Origin of the sequence: Paracoccus nototheniae (assembly GCF_004335005.1) — a bacterium.
Taxonomy (GTDB): domain Bacteria; phylum Pseudomonadota; class Alphaproteobacteria; order Rhodobacterales; family Rhodobacteraceae; genus Paracoccus; species Paracoccus nototheniae.
This window is the reverse complement of record NZ_RQRT01000001.1, coordinates 99681-114987: the sequence shown is the minus strand read 5'-3', so window position 1 is coordinate 114987 and position 15307 is coordinate 99681. Positions and strand designations below refer to the sequence as shown.

General features: G+C 66.6%; 15 protein-coding genes. 2 read left to right on the top strand and 13 right to left on the bottom strand.

Annotated features, from left to right (window positions below; all coding sequences use genetic code 11):
* Nucleotides 1-5: 5 nt before the first annotated feature.
* The 6 genes from EG885_RS00530 to EG885_RS00505 all read right to left on the bottom strand — a co-directional run bounded on the left by EG885_RS00530 (nt 6) and on the right by EG885_RS00505 (nt 7201).
* The gene (locus EG885_RS00530) at nt 6-467 is read right to left on the bottom strand and encodes a tripartite tricarboxylate transporter TctB family protein (protein WP_131572514.1); all 462 of its coding nucleotides are present in this window, start codon (nt 465-467) and stop codon (nt 6-8) included.
* A gap of 99 nt (nt 468-566) precedes the next feature.
* On the bottom strand, nt 567-1541 hold the full coding sequence (locus tag EG885_RS00525) for a tripartite tricarboxylate transporter substrate-binding protein (RefSeq protein ID WP_131572513.1): 975 nt from the start codon (nt 1539-1541) through the stop codon (nt 567-569).
* A 225-nt stretch (nt 1542-1766) separates the two neighbouring features.
* Nucleotides 1767-3119, bottom strand: coding sequence for a sigma-54-dependent transcriptional regulator (locus EG885_RS00520; protein ID WP_131572512.1), 1353 nt, complete (start codon nt 3117-3119; stop codon nt 1767-1769).
* A complete protein-coding gene (locus tag EG885_RS00515) occupies nt 3116-4939 on the bottom strand; it encodes a sensor histidine kinase (protein ID WP_131572511.1) in 1824 nt (607 codons plus the stop codon). The genes EG885_RS00520 and EG885_RS00515 overlap by 4 nt, the downstream gene beginning before the upstream one ends.
* Nucleotides 4940-5034: 95 nt before the next feature.
* Entirely contained in the window at nt 5035-6192 is a 1158-nt protein-coding gene (argE, locus tag EG885_RS00510) for an acetylornithine deacetylase (protein WP_131572510.1), read from the bottom strand.
* A gap of 25 nt (nt 6193-6217) precedes the next feature.
* A complete protein-coding gene (locus EG885_RS00505) occupies nt 6218-7201 on the bottom strand; it encodes a LysR substrate-binding domain-containing protein (protein WP_165570992.1) in 984 nt (327 codons plus the stop codon).
* A gap of 126 nt (nt 7202-7327) precedes the next feature.
* Between EG885_RS00505 and EG885_RS00500 the strand changes: the two genes are divergently transcribed.
* Entirely contained in the window at nt 7328-8740 is a 1413-nt protein-coding gene (locus tag EG885_RS00500; protein WP_131572508.1) for an amidohydrolase, read from the top strand.
* Nucleotides 8741-8954: 214 nt separating this feature from the next.
* Here the strand turns inward: EG885_RS00500 and EG885_RS00495 are convergent, their stop codons facing one another.
* The 7 genes from EG885_RS00495 to EG885_RS00465 all read right to left on the bottom strand — a co-directional run bounded on the left by EG885_RS00495 (nt 8955) and on the right by EG885_RS00465 (nt 14633).
* Nucleotides 8955-9140 carry a hypothetical protein gene (locus EG885_RS00495; RefSeq protein WP_131572507.1) on the bottom strand — a complete coding sequence of 62 codons (186 nt, stop codon included), beginning with the start codon at nt 9138-9140 and terminating at the stop codon, nt 8955-8957.
* Between the two features lie 474 nt (nt 9141-9614).
* A complete protein-coding gene (locus EG885_RS00490) occupies nt 9615-10358 on the bottom strand; it encodes a fumarylacetoacetate hydrolase family protein (protein WP_131572506.1) in 744 nt (247 codons plus the stop codon).
* 267 nt (nt 10359-10625) lie between these two features.
* Nucleotides 10626-11357, bottom strand: coding sequence for an amino acid ABC transporter ATP-binding protein (locus EG885_RS00485; protein ID WP_131572505.1), 732 nt, complete (start codon nt 11355-11357; stop codon nt 10626-10628).
* A 53-nt stretch (nt 11358-11410) separates the two neighbouring features.
* The gene (locus tag EG885_RS00480; RefSeq protein ID WP_131572504.1) at nt 11411-12199 is read right to left on the bottom strand and encodes a transporter substrate-binding domain-containing protein; all 789 of its coding nucleotides are present in this window, start codon (nt 12197-12199) and stop codon (nt 11411-11413) included.
* Nucleotides 12200-12224: 25 nt separating this feature from the next.
* Complete coding sequence (locus EG885_RS00475; protein ID WP_131572503.1) at nt 12225-12881, bottom strand: amino acid ABC transporter permease; 657 nt, start codon at nt 12879-12881, stop codon at nt 12225-12227.
* Nucleotide 12882: 1 nt separating this feature from the next.
* Complete coding sequence (locus EG885_RS00470; protein WP_131572502.1) at nt 12883-13551, bottom strand: amino acid ABC transporter permease; 669 nt, start codon at nt 13549-13551, stop codon at nt 12883-12885.
* A gap of 68 nt (nt 13552-13619) precedes the next feature.
* Nucleotides 13620-14633, bottom strand: coding sequence for a LacI family DNA-binding transcriptional regulator (locus EG885_RS00465; protein WP_131572501.1), 1014 nt, complete (start codon nt 14631-14633; stop codon nt 13620-13622).
* Nucleotides 14634-14950: 317 nt separating this feature from the next.
* Between EG885_RS00465 and EG885_RS00460 the strand changes: the two genes are divergently transcribed.
* Nucleotides 14951-15250 carry a hypothetical protein gene (locus tag EG885_RS00460; RefSeq protein ID WP_131572500.1) on the top strand — a complete coding sequence of 100 codons (300 nt, stop codon included), beginning with the start codon at nt 14951-14953 and terminating at the stop codon, nt 15248-15250.
* Nucleotides 15251-15307: the final 57 nt, after the last annotated feature.

The following is a 15307-nucleotide window of genomic DNA, read 5'->3' as shown; positions in this document are numbered from 1 at the left end:
AATCCTTAAAACCGGACCCAGGGTCCGAACAGACGAAACGGCAGGCCCAGCCCGGTGCTGAAGATCAGCGTCGACAGAATCGTGACCACCGTCGCCAGGATCAGCGACGGCAAGGGCCGCATCTTGACCGAGGCCTGCGACGCGATCAGCGTCGCTATGAACAGCGCGGGCACAAAGCCAAGGCCGCGCACGGTCAGACCGAACACCACCGGCGCCGGCAGGATCAGCGCCATGCCGCGCCAGGCGATCCGGCCAAAGGGCTCGGTCATGCGGCCAAAGGATTTCAGAAAGATCAGGACGCCCAGCCCGAACAGCAGGGCCGACAGGATCATCGGAAAGAAGCCCGGTCCCATGCGGAACAGCGTTCCGATCGGCAGGCCGGTGGTCTGATAGCCGAAAAACCCCGCCGCCCCCATCAGCAGCAGCCCCGCCGCCTGATCGGTCTTGTCGTTGGTCGTCGTGGACATGGTGTCCCCCCTGATGTCATTGACCCTTGATGTCACTGGCCGCGATGACCCCCGCCACCCCGCAAGAGGTTCGCAGGGGTCGCATGGCCGATGCCGCGATCAGTCGGCGTAGACGCCTGCGGCCTCGATCACCGGCTGCCAGCGGGCGATCTCGGCCTCCAGCTTGGCTTGCAGGGCGGCAGGGGTCGCATCCTCGGCGCTGGAGGGCGCGGTGCCCAGATTGGCCATCGCCTCGGCCACGCCGGGATCGGCCAGGGCCGATTGCAGGGCGGTCGCCAGACGCTCGTTCACCTCGGCGGGGGTGCCCTTGGGGGTATAGATGCCGTGCCAGATCGACACCTCGAACCCGTCCAGACCGGATTCGGCGCCGGTGGGCAGGTCGGGAAACAGCGTCAGCCGGTCGGGCGTGGTCACGGCATAGGCCTTGACGGTGTCGCCCTGGATCTGCTGCGTCGTGTTGGTGGTCTGGTCGCACATGATATCGACCTGACCGCCCAGTAGATCGGTCATCGCAGGCCCGGTCCCCTGATAGGGGACGGTGATCAGCGGCGCCTCCAGCGATTGCATCAGCAGCATGCCGCACAGATGGCTGGCCGATCCGATGCCCGCATTGGCCAGCGTCAGATCATCGGCATTGGCCTTGACGTAATCGACGAAGCCCGCGAAATCCGCCGGTTCGAAATCCTGACGGGCGACGACGACCATCGGCACCTCGGTCACCAGACCGACATAATCGAAGGCCTCCAGCGTCTCATAGGCCAGATTGCGGTACAGCGTTTCCGCCGTGGCCATGCCGATGTGATGCAGCAGAACGGTATAGCCGTCGGGCTCGGCCCCGGCCACGCGGCCCGCGCCAAGGGTGCCACCAGCCCCGCCCATATTCTCGATCACGATCTGCTCGCCCAGATCGGCGGACATGCGTTCGGCCACCAGCCGCGCCACGGTGTCCGTCGGCCCCCCGGCCGTGAAGGGCACGACCATGGTGACCTGACGGTCCGGATAATCCTGCGCAAAGGCAGGCGCGCTCAGCAGGGTGGCTGACATCAGCGCACCCGAAATTGTCTTGAAAGCCATGATACCTCCCGATTCTGGCTGAAAGGGGCGCCCGCTCCTCAACAGGCGCCCCGATGGACGACAGGATGCGCAAGACGGGCGCGGTTGCACAAACGCAAAACCGGCCCGGGGCGCGACAATCGGCGGGTCATGGGGGGCGATGGGTAGGATCGGTGACAAACGCATCGGCGGATGTAGGGATTTCTACCCATCGGCGCGCCGGGCGTGGCGGGACAGCCGCTGGTTTCAGGCGGGATCATCCTCGGACGGGTCGATCAGCAGGCGGCGGTCCAGCCCGTACCGCTGCATCTTGTCATACAGCGTCTTGCGCGAAATCCCCAACGCCTCATAGACCGGGCGCAGCCTGCCACCATGCGCGGCGATGGCCCCGGCGATCACGCTGCGTTCGAATTCGGCCATCCGGTCGGCCAGCCGCGCCGCCGCACCGGCCTCGGGCAGGGCCTCGGGCTCCAGCCCCAGAACGAAACGCTCGGCCTGATTGCGCAATTCGCGGACATTGCCGGGCCAGTCGCGGGCGGTCAGATCGGCCAGCCGGGCCGGGTCGATCAGGCGTTCGGGCACCTTGTGGCGGGCGGCAGCCTCGCGGATCAGCTGCAGGAACAGCAGGGGGATATCCTCGCGCCGGGCGGCCAGAGGCGGCACATGCAGCACGGCGACATTCAGCCGCCAGTACAAATCCTCGCGCAGCAGGCCGCGCGCGACCAGCGTGGCGGGATCGGTCTTGCTGATGGCGACAAAGCGCACATCCAGCGCGACGGGATCATTCGACCCAAGCCGGGTGATCACCCGTTCCTGCAGCACCCGCAGCAGCCGCGCCTGCAGATCCAGCGGCATGGCGCCGATTTCGTCCAGCAGCACGGTGCCGCCCCGCGCATGTTCGAACTTGCCATAGCGCGGACGCAGGGCACCGGGAAAGGCGCCCGCCTCGTGGCCGAACAGATCGCTTTCGATCAGCGCCTCGGGCAGGGCCGCGCAGTTGATCGCGACGAAAGGCCGGGCCGCGCGGGCCGAGATGTCGTGCAGGGCGCGGGCCACGACCTCTTTGCCCGCCCCCGTCGGGCCGATGATCAGCGTATCGGCCCCCGAGGCGCCGATGGCGCGGACGCGGTGGCGCAGATCGACCATGACCGGGGTGCGGCCCGGCAGGCGCGCCTCGACATCGTCGCGCTGACCCGCGACGGCGCGCAGGCGGCGGTTGTCCAAGACCAGCGCGCGATGGGCGCAGGCGCGGCGGATGACGGTCGCCAGATCCTGCACCACAAAGGGCTTTTCCAGAAAATCATAGGCCCCGGCCCGGATCGCGCCGATCGCCAGCTGCACCTCGGCATGGCCGGTGATCAGGATCACCGGCAGATCGGGGTCCATCTCGCGCAGCTGGGCCATCAGGGTCATGCCGTCCATGCCGGGCATGCGGATGTCGCTGACCACGACGCCGTCGAAACCCGGTCCCGCCAGCGCCAGCGCATCGGCCCCCGAGGCGACCGTCTGCACCGCGAACCCCGCCAGATCCAGCGCCTGCGCGGTCGAGGTCCGCATCTGTTCGTCGTCATCGACAAGGATGACCCGCGGCTGGCTCATGCGGCGACCCGGTCCGATTGCGCGACGGGCAGGCAGACCCGGAACAGCGCGCCCGGTCCGCCATCCTCGCAAGAGATCTGCCCGCCCAGATCGCGCACGATCGTGGCGCTGATCGACAGGCCCAGCCCCATCCCGGCGCCCGGCCCCTTGGTGGTGAAGAACGGATCGAAGATGCGCCCGGCCAAAGCGGTGGGCACGCCGGGGCCGTGGTCGCGCACGGTGATGGTGACCGTCCCGTCGCCTGCATGCGCCGTCAGGATGATGCGGCGGTCGGGCGCCCCGGACACCGCATCGATGGCATTGCCCAGCAAATTCACCAGCACCTGTTGCAGCCGCGTCGGACCGGCCAGAACCGGCGGCAGATCGGCGGGCAGATCCAGCAGCAGTTCGGCATCCGTGGCGGCCAGCCGGCAGGCCAGGATCATCCGCGTCTCGACCAGCAGCGGGGCCAGCGCCACCGGGCCAAGCCGGTCGCCGGGCTTGCGCGCGGCATTGCGCAGATGCTTGCCGATGGCCGAGATGCGGTCCAGCAGCGCCACGATCTGGCGGACATTGTCGCGCGCGCGCGGGCTGTCGCCCCGCTCGATCAGGATGGCGGCGCTGTCGGCATAATTGCGCGCCGCCGCCAGCGGCTGGTTGATCTCGTGCGACAGGGCCGCCGACATCTGGCCCAGGGCGGCCAGCTTGCCGACCTGCACCAGACTGTCCTGCGCGGCGCGCAGCTCGGCCTCGGTCGCGCGGCGTTCGGCGATCTCGGCCTGCAGACGGCGGTTCATGCGGGCCAGATCGGCGGTGCGTTCGTCCACGCGGCGTTCCAGTTCGGCGGTGGCGTGGATCTGCATCGCCAGCCGCTCGGCGATCCGCGCGCGCCGCTGACCCAGAATCAGCGCCCCCGCCCCAAGCACGCAGCCCAGCAGGATCAGCAGCAGGACGACCATCTGCGCCTGCGATCGCAGCTCGGCCGTGTCCAGCAGCACATGCACGGTCCAGCCCGCCTCGGGCATCGGGCGGGACACGGCGATGTATTCCCGCCGCCCCTGATCATCGGCAATCTGGGTCAGGCGCACCGCATCCGAAACGCTGTCGCTGCGCGTCAGAGGGCGGATCGTCTGGCCGTCATAGCGCTGCGTCGGATCCATCCGGGCGCGCCAGTCCCCCGCATCGGGCATGATCACCCGATACCGCCAGTCCGCGCGCGAGGCCATGAACAGCACACCGTCGGGGTCGGTGACAAAGATGCGCAGATCGCGGGCCCGCCACGACGCCTCGACCGCGTCCAGCGCGATCTTGACGGCGATCACGGCGGCGATCCGCCCCTGCGCGTCATGGACCGGCGCCGAGAAATAATACCCCCTGACCCCCGAGGTCGTGCCCAGCCCGAAGAACCGCCCCGGCTGGCCCTGCAGCGCCTGCGTGAAATAGGGCCGGTAATCGAACCGCTGACCGACAAAGCTTTGCGGTTGCGCATGGTTCGAGGCCGCGATGGTCAGCCCGTCCGGGCGCATCAGATAGATGTCGGACGATTCAAGCAGGGCATTGCGCTGGTCCAGCAGCCGATTGATCGCCCCGCGCCGGGCGGGGTCGTCGGGATGGCTGGCCAGATCGCGCACGGCCTCCAGCCCGGCCAGCAGCTGCGGGATCGCCTGATAGCGCGCCAGATAACCGCCAAGGGCGTTTTCGGTCAGGCTCAGCGCGGTCTCGGCGCGCTCCTGCCCCTGTTGCAACGCATGGGTCTGCGCCAGACGATCCGCCTGCCAGATCGCCAGGATCAGGGCCAGACCTGCCGCCACCAGCGCCAGATGCCGCTTTTTCACGTTCATGCCCGGCCCCCGCGCGCCCCTGATCCCCAAGGCCGGACTGTGGCGATAATCCACGCGCCTGACCAGCATTGTGTTCGCGCGCAAGGGTCGGACGTTCAGGACATCTCGTCGGCCAGCCGCCGCAGAAACGCATCGCAGGCGTCCAGCTGCGACGGGTCGATATATTCATCGGGCTTATGGGCCACGCCGATCGATCCGGGCCCGCAGATGACCGTGGGCACATCCAGCATCTGGTGAAACCGCCCACCCTCGGTCCCGTAGGCGACCTTGGAATGGGAATTGCTGCCGGTCAGCCGCTTGGTCAGGGTGACGACCGGCGCCTCGGGGGCGGTGTCCAGACCGGGGAACTGAGCGTAAAGGTCGATGTCGATCCCGGCTTCCGGCGCGATGGCCTGCATCTGCGGCAGCAGCTCGTTGCTGGCATAATCGCGCAGCTCCTGCACCAGCGCATCGGCATCCTCGGATGGCAGGACGCGGAATTCGCAATCGATCACGCAGTGATCGGGCACGATGTTCAGCGCCGTGCCGCCCCGGATCGTACCGGTATGGGCGGTGCTGTGGGTGATGTCATATTCGGGATCACGCCCGCCCGATGCGGCCAGCCGCGCCGAGATGTCCTGCATGCGCACCACCAGCAGGGCGGCGTAATCGACCGCGTTCACCCCTTGCGGCGCCAGCGAGGAATGGCACGCCCTGCCCCGCACCGTCACCCGCATCGAGCGTTTGGCCTTGTGCCCGATCACCACCTGCATCGATGTGGGCTCGCCCACGATGCACATCGCCGGACGGATGCCCTCGGCCTGCAGCATCTCCAGCAGGCCGATGACGCCGACACAGCCGACCTCTTCGTCATAGGAGAAGGCCAGATGCACCGGGCGGGTCAGATCGCGGGCCGCGAATTCGGGCACGGCGGCCAGTACGCAGGCAAGGAAGCCCTTCATGTCGCAGGTGCCGCGCCCATACAGGCGTCCGTCCCGTTCGGTCAGCGTGAACGGGTCGCTGGCCCAGTCCTGACCATCCACCGGCACCGTATCGGTATGGCCCGACAAAATCACCCCCGGCTGGTCGGCAGGTCCGATGGTCGCCCACAGATTGGCCTTTTGCCCCGTCGCGTCCATCACCAGACGGCATTCGACACCGTACCCTGCCAGATAATCGCGGACATGATCGATCAGGGGCAGGTTCGAATCGCGGCTGGTCGTGTCAAACGCGATCAGCTGGGCCAGAATGTCACGGCTGGAAAGTCGGGTCACGGGCAAGTCCTTTGTCGGGGGGCGGTCATGGGCAGGCGTCGGGATCGATCACCGCGCCGGGGGGATCGGCGCCCCGGCCCAGCCCCCCTTCCAGACTGGCCCGGACATCCTGAACAAAGGCCCGCGTCACCGCCGAGGGCGCCCGGCTGGAGGGCATCAGGAAATTCGTGCAATAATGAATCGCGGGCAGGAACGGGCGCATTGCCACCCGGTCGCCCAAGTCGTGATCCAGCGGGAACGGATTGAGCAGCGACACGCCCAGCCCCTCGCGCACGAACTGGATGACCGACACGTTGGTCGACGCCTCCAGCACGATGTTCAGCCGCAGCCCCGCCTTGTCGAACATCCGGTCGATGGCCGCCCGGCTGGAATGGCGGCGCGACAGGGCGATGAACGGCTCGTCCTGCAGATCCTCGGGGCGGATCACGTCGAGGACGGCCAGAGGATGGCCCCGGGGCAGAACGCAGATGGCTTTGGTTTCCAGCAACGGTTCGGATGTGACGCCGTCATGGGGGACGCTGCTGTCGGTCATGCCGATGTCGAACCGCCCCTCGGCAATGCCGGTCAGCAGGCTGTCGCTGGCCAGCACGTCGAAGACGATCTGGCAATCGGGGTTGCGCCGCTTGAAGGCCGCGATCGGGCCCGGCAGAAAGCGGTGCGCGATGGTCGGCGGCGCCACGATGGACAGGCTGCCCTGATGCGCGTCGCAAGACCGGTCGGACCGGCTGATCAGTCGGGCCAGCGTATCCAGCACCGGTGTCAGCTGCTCGCTCAGCGACAATGCCTCGATCGTGGGCACCAGCCTGCCATTCAGGCGCAAGAACAGCTTGAAGCCAAGCCGGTCCTCCAGCTGCGCCAACCTGCGGCTGACGGCGGATTGCGACATCTGCAGCTTGCGCGCCGCACTGATCGCCGTGCCTGCCGCCACCAGCGCCTGCAAAACCTCCAGCTCGCGCAGGGAAATTCCGGCGCGGCGGTCCCGGTCGGCGGCGGCGTTATCCGGTTCCATCGGCATCCTATGAGGAAAACGCATTGATATCGGCGATTGACTTCTGCTTAGCGCATCATACCCTGAAGGCCAAGCGGGATTGCGGTCGCGCCCGACCTTTTGACCCCCTGCCCCAAGGATGGCATCATGCGAAACGACAACCCTCTCTGGCCGCTGGTCGATGCCCGCGCGGATGCGTTTACCGGCCTGGCCGACCAGGTCTTCGACACGCCCGAACTGGCCTATGGCGAGGTGAAATCCTGCGCCGCCCATACCCGGATGCTGCGCGATCAGGGCTTTCGCGTGACCGAGCATCTGGCCGGCATCCCGACGGCGGTGATGGGCGAGGCGGGAACCGGCGGCCCGGTCATCGCGATTCTTGGCGAATACGACGCCCTGCCCGGCCTGTCGCAGGAACCCGGTCTGGCCAAGCCGCATCAGATCGCCGATCACGGCTTTGGCCATGGCTGCGGGCATAACCTGCTGGGGTCGGCGGCCCTGTCGGCGGCCACCGCCGTCAAGGACTGGCTGGAGGCCGAGGGCATTCCCGGCCGCGTCCGCTATTACGGCTGCCCGGCGGAAGAAGGGGGCGCCGCCAAGACCTATATGGTGCGCGACGGGCTGTTCGACGATGTCGATATCGCCATCACCTGGCATCCCGGCAGCTTCAACGCGGTCGACGACATGCGATCTTTGGCCAATACGCGGATCGATTTCACCTTTCACGGCAAGGCCGCCCATGCGGCAGGCGCGCCCGAACTGGGCCGGTCGGCGCTGGATGCGGTCGAGCTGATGAACATCGGCATCAACTATCTGCGCGAACATATGCCCGATGCGGCGCGGGTCCATTACGCCTATCTGGATGCGGGCGGCATCGCGCCCAATGTGGTGCAGGCCAAGGCGACCGTGCGCCAGCTGATCCGCAGCCCCGATCTGGCGGGCCTGTCCTCGCTGATCGCGCGGGTCCGGGCCATCGCGGACGGGGCGGCGCTGATGTCGGGGACGACGGTGACCTCTCGGGTCTTTTCGGCGGTGTCGAACCTGACCGAGAACCTGCCTTTGTCGCGCGCCATGCAGGCGCAGTTCGAGGCGCTTGGCCCCGTCCCCTTCGACGCCGAAGATACCGCCTTCGCCACCGCCATACGGGAAAGCCTGACGCGCGAGGATATCGCCGACACGTTCCGGCGCCTTGCGATGAAGCCCGATTACGAGCTGCCCCTGTGCAATTTCATCGCAGCGCTGGACCGGCCCTTCATGGGCGGCATGGGATCGACCGATGTGGGCGATGTCAGCTGGGCCGTGCCGACGGTACAGGCGCGGGTGGCGACCTGTGCGGTGGGCACCGCGCTGCACAGCTGGCAGCAGACCGCGCAGGGCAAGGCGCCCGCCGCGCATAAAGGCATGCTGCATGCCGCCAAGCTGATGGCCGCGACGGCCCATGCGGCGCTGACCACCCCGGGGCTGATCGCCGCCGCCAAGGCCGCGCATGCCGCCCATCTGGCCGATCACCCCTATGCCTGCCCGATTCCGCCCGAAACGCAGCCGCCCGTCAACGGCTGAACCCCCCGCCCCATTGCCGAAATCCGGTGTTGGGGCGGGTTTTGCGGCAACCTGCCGCCACGTCATGGAAACTTTTGCGCAGACAAGTCGTTGTGACGCCGAACGATCAGCGGGCAGTGCCCGGTCTGTTGTTACGTCGCTTTACCATTTCGCCGCCAGGGACCGTTGTCCTTGGCGGTTTTTTCATGGCCGTGATGCCGTTATCCGTGCCGGATCAGTGGCACAGATGCGGGCCGTTCGGTGCCGGACCGGGCACCGCCTCCGGATGCTCCCCCAGATGCGTGAAGGTCGCGCCAAGAACGGTGCCGACCTTTGCATTGGCCTCTGCCGCGCCACGATGCGGCTTGGGCCCATGGATGTGAAGCAGAAGCCCAACGATCGTCTGGTCTATGATGGTCATCCGACGCGCCTCCCTGCTTTGTAATCTTTACCATGTAAGACGCAGGCAATATGTGCAAATAAAATTTAAGCTTATGGTTGTGAATGACTTAAAGGTTCGCCGGACGGGTTCGCGCCACCTCGACGTTTAACGGATGCCTGCACACAGAGGTTTTCGGGAAAGCAGCCCTTCCGGTTATAGATCGACCCCTTCATAGCGTGACTGTTTTGACGCATACGAACAATATTTGGCGCTGTGACGCTTCTGCCTGAAATCGATCACATTGGTTCTGAAAGGGTCATTTGACTACCGCAATGTGGTGGGGGGCCGAATCTCTCGGCGGCGTGATCGCTGCGATCCCGGCAGAGCCTCTGTCGCGCCGAAGCACGCCGAAGCCATCAAGGCCGGTCTCCGGACGATCACCGATCCGGGCGCCCTTTCATACCGGCCTAGGACCGCAATTTCGCAGCACGATCCACCCCCAGGCATCATCCATCACGTGGCGGAGAAAGCGACCCTGACCTGCCTCGGCCCGAAACCGGCAACGGCCTCCTGCGCGCCATGCAGGGGGATCGGGCCGATGCGCGCGCCGGTGATGATCACCGTGCCTGCCACCAGCGGCATGTCCTGTTCTGCCGCATGGGTTGCCAGCCAGGCCAGAAACTCGGCGGTGTCGGACAGGGTCGGGGCCTGCTCGGGCGCAGCGACGGGCAGGCCATCCAAAGCCAGCGTCAGGCCAAGCGGCTGGTTCAGATCGCCTCGCCAGTCGGGAATGACATCGCCCAGAACGATGCCTGCCGAACTGAAGCTGTCGGCCATCACCGCCAACGGCGGCACGGCGGTCCGGTCGGCATAGCGGGAGGCGACCAGCTCGAACGCCAGACGGACCTCGGCAACGGCGTCCAGCGCCGTGGCGGGCGTCGTTTTGGCTGGCAGATCCGCCCCAAGGATGAACGCCGTCTCGACCTCGATCGCGGCATCATGGGGCAGTGCCGGCAGGCTGGCGCCGCTTGCCGCGACCTCGCCGGCTGGCATCGGGGCGGCATGACGGTCGCGGCCACCCAGAAGGGCCATCTTCCAGCTGACCCGCCCCCCCAATGCGCGCATTACCCCGGTCTGCACGGCATAGGCGCCCGCCGTGTCGGCTGGCGTCGCGGGCAAGCCTGCGGGACGCGGGGCACCGGCCCGCACGTCCAGCAGCACACGGGCAGCGGATGTCGGATCAAAGGGTGGGGTCATCGGGGGATCTCCTTGGGTCTGGGCGTGGCAGGGTGGGACAGGTTCGCGCCGGGATGCTGCGCGCAGCGGACCGCAAGACCTGCGCCGCGCCAGCCCGCCCGCGTGGGTGCTGCGGTGAAGTGGCGATGGATCAAAGGCTGCCGCGCCTGTCGCCCGGCAAACGCCAGCCGCACCCAAGGTTCAGGACGGTCCGAACCTGCGCCGCGCGGGCCATGTCGTGCATCTCGGCGGGCTTGCGAGAGTCTGGTGAAGGAACCCAAGAACGGTTCACGCGATCTGACCCAGAAAGTTCTGCAGACGCTCGTTCTGCGGGTTGCCGAAAAATGCCTCGGGGGCGTTTTCCTCGACGATGACGCCCTTGTCCATGAAAATCACCCGATCGGCGACGGCGCGGGCGAATTCCATCTCATGCGTGACACACAGCATGGTCATGCCCTCGCGGGCCAGATCAATCATCGTGTCCAGCACCTCCTTGACCATCTCGGGGTCCAGGGCGCTGGTCGGTTCGTCGAACAGCATGATGCGGGGTTTCATGCACAGCGCACGGGCGATGGCCACACGCTGCTGCTGGCCGCCCGACAGCTGGGCGGGATACTTGTCGGCCTGTTCGGGGATCTTGACGCGGTCCAGATATTGGCGCGCGGTCGCCTCGGCCTCGGCGCGGGGGATCTTGCGGGACTTCATCGGTGCCAGCATGCAGTTTTCCAGCACCGTCATATGCGGAAACAGGTTGAAGGACTGAAAGACCATGCCGACGTCCTGCCGGACCTTGGCGACGTTGTCGCCGCCGGTCAGCGCGATCCCGTCCACAACGATCTGACCGGACTGGATCGCCTCCAGCTGGTTGATGGTGCGGATCAGGGTGGATTTGCCCGACCCCGAGGGGCCGCAGATCACGATCCGCTCGCCGCGTTCGACGGTCAGGTCGATATCGACCAGCGCATGAAAGGCGCCGTAATACTTGTTCACGGCGCGCATGGTGATGGCATGTTCGGTCATCGGCGGTCCCCTTCGGCAAGGGCGCCCGGCCGTCACGGGCCGGGCGCGTCCGGTCACTCGGCAGTCTTGACGAAATCGGGCAGCGGCTCGCCCAGCCATTCCTGATGGATGGCGTCCAGCGTGCCGTCGGTGCGCGCCGCGCTGACGAAGGCGTTGATCTCGTCCAGCAGGGCGTCCGAATCCGGGGCGACGGCGATGCCCTGAACTTGGCTGGACAGATCGAACTTTTTGTCGAAACGGTCGCCCGCCACACCGGCGATCTGCGAAAAGACCACGTTCGACAGACCGATGGTCTGCACCTGCCCCGACATCAGCGCCTGCACCGCGCTGGCGTCGTCGTCAAAGCGGCGGATCTCGGTGCCTTCCGGCGCGACCTCGGTCACGCCGGTATCCTGGGTCGAGGCGCGGGCGACCGAGATGGACTTGCCCGCCAGATCCTCGGGGCCCGCGACCGCCACATCGGTGCCGCCATAGACGCCGATCGCGATCCCCGCGTAGGGGGTCGAGAAATCGACCCGCTCGGCCCGTTCGGCGGTGATGCCGAGGGATGCGACCAGCACATCGACCTGCCCCGACAACAGATAGGGAATGCGGTTCGGGCCGGTGACCGGCACGATCTGCGCCGCGACGCCCAGATGTTCGGCCAGTGCCAGCGCCACATCGGCGTCATAGCCGTCGGGATTGCCCGAGGCATCCTGAATGCCGAAGGGCGGGAAATCGACCAGCATGCCGATGCGGATCGTGCCCGCATCGCGGACGGTCTGCAGATCGGCGGCCATGGCGGGGGCCGCGATCAGGGTGGTGGCGGCAAGGGCCGCGAACAGGCGACGGGTCAGGGTCATGGTATTCTCCTCCTCAGAAAAAAACTCAGCGCGTGATGGCAAGGCGCATCCGCGCCTCCATCCGCCGGGCCAGCAGAGACAGCGGCCAGCACAGGATGAAATAAAGCGCGGCGACCGTGCCAAAGACCAGAAACGGCTGAAAGGTCGCGTTGTTGACGATCTGGCCCGCGCGGGTCAGTTCGGTGAACCCGATGATCGAGGCCAGCGAGGTGCCCTTGATCAGCTGCACCAGAAACCCGACCGTGGGGGCGGTGGCGACGCGCATGGCCTGCGGCAGGATCACATGGCGCATCCGGTCCGGGTAGGACAGCGCCAGCGCGGTCGCGGCCTCGGACTGGCCTTGCGGGACGGCTTGGATGGCACCGCGCCAGATCTCGCCCAGAAAGGCGCTGGCATGCAGGGTCAGGGCAACGGCGGCGGCAACCAGCGGATCGATCGGCAGGCCCAGCACGGCCAGCCCGAAATAGACCAGAAACAGCTGCATCAGCAGCGGCGTGCCCTGAAAGACCTGAATGAAGCCCATCGCCAGCCCGCGCAGCGCCCGGCTGTCCGCGGTGCGCGACAGCGCCAGCACCAGCCCCCCGGCCGCCCCGCCGACAAAGGCGATGACCGACAGGATCAACGTCCAGCGGATCGCCATGGCGATGAAGATCAGATCGACCGAGGAAAATTCCCGGATCATCCTAGCGCCCCGCCGGATAGTTGAAGAAGACCCGCCGCAACGTCCCGAACAGCGTCGAAAAGCCCAGAGCCAGCAGGAAATACATGATCGTCAGCGCCAGATAGATCTCGAAGCTGGCGAAGGTGCGCGCGTTAAGATCCGCCCCCGCCGCCGCCAGATCATTGGCCGAGATGACCGAGACCACGCTGGAGGTCAGCATCAGATAGATGAACTGGCTGGTCAGCGAAGGATAGATATTGCGCAATGCGGGCTTCAGCACGACATGGCGAAAGATCTGCGTCGGTGTCAGGGCCAGCGCGCGCCCGGCCTCGATCTGACCCTGCGGGATGGATTCGATGCCCGCACGGATGATCTCGGTCCCATAGGCGCCGACATTGACGACCAGCGCCACCAGCGCCGCCGTGTTGGGCGACATGCTGATCCCCAAGGCGGGCAGGCCGAAGAAGATGAAGAAGATCTGGATCAGGAAGGGCGTGTTGCGGATCACCTCGACATAGACATCGACGATCCAGCGCAACGGCCGGATGCCCGAGGTCTTGGCGACAGCCCCCAGAACCGACACGACCAGCCCGATCACCATCGCCGTGAAGGACAACTGAACCGTCAGCCAGGCCCCATAGGCCAGCATGTCCAGATTGTCGAAAACCGGCTGGAAATTGAAGCGATACATCTGCCCTCCCCTGCGGATGTGTCTATTCCTGCAACTTAGAACGATCTAAAACCCAGAATGCCCGTGTGTCAATCCATTCGCGGGCCAGAACTTTCCCGCTTGATCAGGCGGGCCGGTTGAATGAACCTTTCAAGGGGCAACGCAGGCGAGGCCAGCCGCCGCGCCAGCATCCGCGCCGCCTCGGTGCCGATCCGGGCGGGGCACATTGCGACGCTGGTCATCGGCGGATAGGTCAGTTCGGCCAATGGCAGATCGTCCAGGCCCACGACGGCCATGTCGCGTCCGGGCTGGCGGTCCGCCCGACGCAGGCCCAGCATCAGCCCCGCCGCAAGGACATCGTTGAAACATAGCACCGCGGTCGGTCGGGATGGCAGGGACAGGACCGCGTTGGCGGCATGGGCCGCGCCCTCCCATGTCAGATCGGCCTCGACGATGCCCGCGTCAAGCGCGCCGGTTTCGGCGATGCCCCGGGAAAACCCCTTCAGCCGTTCGGCCTTGGCCGAGGTCATCGCCCGCACCGACAGAAACGCGATGCGCCGATGCCCCAGACCGACCAGATGTCGCAGGGCCATGCCGACGCCTGCAATATAATCCGCGCCCGCATAGTCGGTTTCCTGCTGGCCGACTTCGCGCAAGGCCTGCACCACGGGCAATCCCCATCGCTGCATCCGCCCCGGCAATGCGACATCCGTGCCCGCCGCCGGGCACAGGATCACCCCGTCCACGCCATGGCCCCGGAACCGCTGCAGGATTTCGTCCTGCCGCTGCGGGTCATCCTCGCTGTTGGCCAGCAGGACCACGCGGTCCTGCTGGCGCATCACCTGTTCGACGCCGGTCAGAAACTCGGTAAAGAACGAGTTCACCAGGTTCGGCACGATCACCCCCACCGTCCGGCTGCTGTTGTTGCGCAGCCGCGCCGCGCCGATGTCGCGGACATAATCAAGATCGGCCATCACCTGCTCGACCCGCAGACGGGTGCGTTCGGCCACCAGAGGCGACTGGCGCACGACAAGCGAGACCGTCGCCCGCGAGACCCCCGCGACCAAGGCGATATCTTCCAGCGTGGGTCGTTTTGCGGTCACGAAAGCCCTGCTTATGGCGGCATGTTTTCAGTGGTATCGGATCGGGACAGAACGTTGAAGTGCCGAGGACCGGCATTGCGCCGTCTTCGCAGACCCCCGGGTCACGTGCGGTCACGCAGAATGGCAAAGACAGGCGCCCCGCCGCCCGGCAAGATTGCACGGGACGCGGGAATAAAGAATGGATGACGCTGGCCCCGCAGCCTTGAGACACAGGAGCATTCCATGAGCGCCGCAGCAGCATCTGCAATGATCCGGCACCTTGCTGGTGTGCCGCCAAAGCCGCCAAGGACGCGGCAGATATCGCTTGGGGGGTTCGCATGACAAGGCTGCGCGCGCTTTGGCGGGGCGATCTGCCGCTGGCCGAGGCCTTCTGGACCTGGACGGTCGCCATTGGCCTGCTGGTCAACATAACGACCACCATCCTGTTCCTGACGTTTCTGACCCTTGATCGCCCGTGGATGGCACTCTGTGCCGGTTATGTCCCTTCCGTGCCCTATAACATCGTCGCGGTTGTCGGGGTCTGGCGTTCCGCCGAACGCGATCAGGGTCCGGGCCTTCGGGCGGACCTTGCCCGCGGGGCCAGCATCGTTCTGATGGCAGTGCTGAGCCTGACATGACCGCGCGACGACAGCGCCCCATGCTGGCCGTGACCCGCCGACCTTTTCCGGATCGAC

Bases quoted from the DNA above. Each gene is read 5' to 3' on its own strand.
- EG885_RS00530 (WP_131572514.1), bottom strand. From the start codon at position 467: ATGTCCACGACGACCAACGACAAGACCGATCAGGCGGCGGGGCTGCTG.
- EG885_RS00525 (WP_131572513.1), bottom strand. From the start codon at position 1,541: ATGGCTTTCAAGACAATTTCGGGTGCGCTGATGTCAGCCACCCTGCTG.
- EG885_RS00520 (WP_131572512.1), bottom strand. From the start codon at position 3,119: ATGAGCCAGCCGCGGGTCATCCTTGTCGATGACGACGAACAGATGCGG.
- EG885_RS00515 (WP_131572511.1), bottom strand. From the start codon at position 4,939: ATGAACGTGAAAAAGCGGCATCTGGCGCTGGTGGCGGCAGGTCTGGCC.
- EG885_RS00505 (WP_165570992.1), bottom strand. From the start codon at position 7,201: ATGGAACCGGATAACGCCGCCGCCGACCGGGACCGCCGCGCCGGAATT.
- EG885_RS00500 (WP_131572508.1), top strand. From the start codon at position 7,328: ATGCGAAACGACAACCCTCTCTGGCCGCTGGTCGATGCCCGCGCGGAT.
- EG885_RS00495 (WP_131572507.1), bottom strand. From the start codon at position 9,140: ATGACCATCATAGACCAGACGATCGTTGGGCTTCTGCTTCACATCCAT.
- EG885_RS00490 (WP_131572506.1), bottom strand. From the start codon at position 10,358: ATGACCCCACCCTTTGATCCGACATCCGCTGCCCGTGTGCTGCTGGAC.
- EG885_RS00485 (WP_131572505.1), bottom strand. From the start codon at position 11,357: ATGACCGAACATGCCATCACCATGCGCGCCGTGAACAAGTATTACGGC.
- EG885_RS00480 (WP_131572504.1), bottom strand. From the start codon at position 12,199: ATGACCCTGACCCGTCGCCTGTTCGCGGCCCTTGCCGCCACCACCCTG.
- EG885_RS00475 (WP_131572503.1), bottom strand. From the start codon at position 12,881: ATGATCCGGGAATTTTCCTCGGTCGATCTGATCTTCATCGCCATGGCG.
- EG885_RS00470 (WP_131572502.1), bottom strand. From the start codon at position 13,551: ATGTATCGCTTCAATTTCCAGCCGGTTTTCGACAATCTGGACATGCTG.
- EG885_RS00460 (WP_131572500.1), top strand. From the start codon at position 14,951: ATGACAAGGCTGCGCGCGCTTTGGCGGGGCGATCTGCCGCTGGCCGAG.